Origin of the sequence: uncultured Odoribacter sp. (assembly GCF_937966165.1) — a bacterium.
Lineage (GTDB): Bacteria > Bacteroidota > Bacteroidia > Bacteroidales > Marinifilaceae > Culturomica.
Genome location: NZ_CALCLB010000024.1, coordinates 1 through 2,540, shown reverse-complemented (window position 1 = coordinate 2,540; position 2,540 = coordinate 1). Strand labels below are relative to the sequence as shown.

At 39.2% G+C, this 2,540-nt stretch carries 4 protein-coding genes; 1 reads left to right on the top strand and 3 read right to left on the bottom strand.

The window, feature by feature from the left end:
* From Q0465_RS10445 to Q0465_RS10435, 3 genes are all read right to left on the bottom strand, one after another.
* A partial coding sequence (locus Q0465_RS10445; RefSeq protein ID WP_298615920.1) for an ATP-binding cassette domain-containing protein occupies window positions 1-165 on the bottom strand: 165 nt, incomplete at its 3' end.
* 14 nt (window positions 166-179) lie between these two features.
* A complete protein-coding gene (gene rpe, locus Q0465_RS10440; protein ID WP_298615917.1) occupies window positions 180-833 on the bottom strand; it encodes a ribulose-phosphate 3-epimerase in 654 nt (217 codons plus the stop codon).
* 165 nt (window positions 834-998) lie between these two features.
* A complete protein-coding gene (locus Q0465_RS10435; protein ID WP_298615915.1) occupies window positions 999-1,517 on the bottom strand; it encodes a gamma carbonic anhydrase family protein in 519 nt (172 codons plus the stop codon).
* A 312-nt stretch (window positions 1,518-1,829) separates the two neighbouring features.
* Here Q0465_RS10435 and Q0465_RS10430 point away from each other — a divergent pair, with 312 nt between their 5' ends.
* Entirely contained in the window at window positions 1,830-2,267 is a 438-nt protein-coding gene (locus tag Q0465_RS10430) for an Hsp20/alpha crystallin family protein (RefSeq protein WP_298615913.1), read from the top strand.
* Window positions 2,268-2,540: the final 273 nt, after the last annotated feature.

Below are 2,540 nucleotides of genomic sequence, written 5' to 3'. Positions count from 1 at the left end.
AAGTTCGGCATACAATGTTTTCAAAAAAGAGCTTTTGCCACTTCCAACCTTACCGATGATATAGATAAATTCTCCGCTTTCTATTTCCAGGGTGACATCTTTCAGTATGGCCACTTTTTGTTGGCGGATAACAGCCTTATCGGCGTTTATAATTATTTCAGACATAGTCGGATTTCGGTTTATTTCAATTCTTTCAAGTCACTTATGGTCTTCAGGGGATCCGGGGAGTTGAAAACAAAACTTCCGGCAACAAGGGCATCTGCTCCGGCTTCGGTCAGCGAACGACCGGTTTCGGTGTTAACGCCTCCGTCTACTTCTATCAGGGCCTTGCTTTCGCTTTCCTGGATGAGTTTTTTAAGCTTTCTCACTTTATTGAGGGAGGTTTCGATAAAAGTTTGTCCTCCGAAACCCGGATTAACGCTCATCACCAGTACCAGATCGATATCGGTAATGATGTCTTCCAGATTATTGATGGCTGTGTGCGGGTTCAAAGCTACTCCGGCTTTCATTCCGAAAGATTTAATGCATTGCAGGGTACGGTGTAAATGAATGCATGCTTCTAAATGTACAGTTAAAATATCAGCCCCGGCTTTATAAAATTGTTCAATATAGTGTTCGGGCTGTACGATCATCAGATGCACATCCAAAGGTTTCTCCGCTTTTTTCTTAATCTGGGAGATAATGGGTAAGCCGTAAGAGATATTGGGTACAAATATACCATCCATTACATCCAGATGAAACCAGTCCGCTTTACTTTTATTGACCAGTTCAATTTCTTTTCCGAGGTTTAGAAAATCCGCAGACAAGAGAGAAGGTGAAATGATAACACTCATGACGTTTAAATTATAACTTCGGGTATAAAAATATTTTTATATCCAAAATTGGTGATATAAGAAGACAAAAATATAGATTTAATCGATAGTCACCTATTTTCAGCATCTTTTTGTCTTTTGGGGTTTATTTCTCTACCGTATATTCAGCCTTTGGCCTGTTTTGGGCTATTCTTCTTTATACCAGCCGGCATACATGGAATAAGCATTTACAATCCGTTCCACTTCTCCTTTCAGTAATTCCGGTCCCATTTGCTTGATTTTCTTTGCAGGAGTTCCCGCATACACCCAGCCTGATTCCACTACAGTACCTTTTGTCACGACACTTCCGGCAGCCACGATGGAATTGCTTTCGATAACCGCATTATCCAGCACGATGGCTCCCATCCCGATTAAGACATTGTCTTGAATCGTACAACCGTGAATAACGGCATTGTGGGCGATTGAAACATTATTGCCGATATGGGTCGGAGATTTTTGATATGTAGCGTGAATCGTCGCGTTATCCTGTATATTTACTTTATTGCCGATTTTTATATAATGTACGTCGCCTCTCAGAACAGCGCCGAACCAGATACTGCAGTCATCGCCCATTTCTACCTCTCCGATAATGGCGGCATTGTCAGCCAGAAAACAATTTTTACCAAATTTCGGAGTATGTCCGTTCAGTTTTTTTATAATAGCCATAATATCAATAATAAACAGATTAAATAAAATAAAAAACCTTGAAAAGTAACGAATGTCCTTACTTTTTCGGACATCTAAAATAGTAAATAAATGGGAGATAACCATAAATATAAACTTAAACTTCCGGATGTATTTTGTGATCGTAAAAGAACTGTTAAAGGAGAATCTGTCAGTTAGATCAATGGAGAAGATTTAAAAAATAATCCCGATATTTTAATTTTCGATTATTTAAAGTTTCTTCTGAAACAGTGATTTCAAATAGACCGTAAAATCCTCAGAAATTTGGAACTATTAATATCAAATTATACGGTTATGAGCATAGTAAAGAAAAACACAGAATTACGGCCTTTTTATTCCAGTTTATTGGATGAATTTTTCAATACCGTAATACCTTATCAGACGGAGGAGAGAAATGGAGTTCCGGCATTAAATGTTAAAGAAGATGATCAGAACCTGACTTTGGATCTTCGGGTTCCCGGGATGAAAAAAGAGGACATTAAATTGGAATACAAGGATGGATTTCTGAATATATCAGGTGAGAGCAGGGAAGAGAAAGAGGAGGATGGAGAAAAAGGTAAATATCTTCGGAGGGAGTTTTCTTCCTATTCTTTTCACCGGACAATCGAACTACCGGAGGATAAGTACAATGTAGCTGAAGCTGAGGCTTCCTACAAAGACGGAATTCTTGAGATTACGATGCCCAAGAATGCAGAGACGGAGAAATTGCAAAAAACAATTGAGGTGAAGTAGGTAGTTTGATTTTAGCGGTCGGTCGGTTTTTCGGAACCGGCCGATTTTTTTTCTTTTTTATTTGGTTATTTTGTTAAAAACGTGTTATATTTGCACCGCAACAAAGGAAAAGCGTTGTTTTGAAATATTGCACATAGCTCAGTTGGTAGAGCACGACCTTGCCCCCCAGAAGATCCTAAACCGACCTTGGTAAGGTAATGTTTCAAAAACTGGAAGCGTTGAAATGCGAAAATAGCTCAGTTGGTAGAGCACGACCTTGCCAAGGTCGGGGTC

What these genes read in the sequence shown, in the direction of transcription:
- rpe (WP_298615917.1), bottom strand. Translation starts at nt 833, where the DNA reads ATGAGTGTTATCATTTCACCTTCTCTCTTGTCTGCGGATTTTCTAAAC.
- Q0465_RS10435 (WP_298615915.1), bottom strand. Translation starts at nt 1,517, where the DNA reads ATGGCTATTATAAAAAAACTGAACGGACATACTCCGAAATTTGGTAAA.
- Q0465_RS10430 (WP_298615913.1), top strand. Translation starts at nt 1,830, where the DNA reads ATGAGCATAGTAAAGAAAAACACAGAATTACGGCCTTTTTATTCCAGT.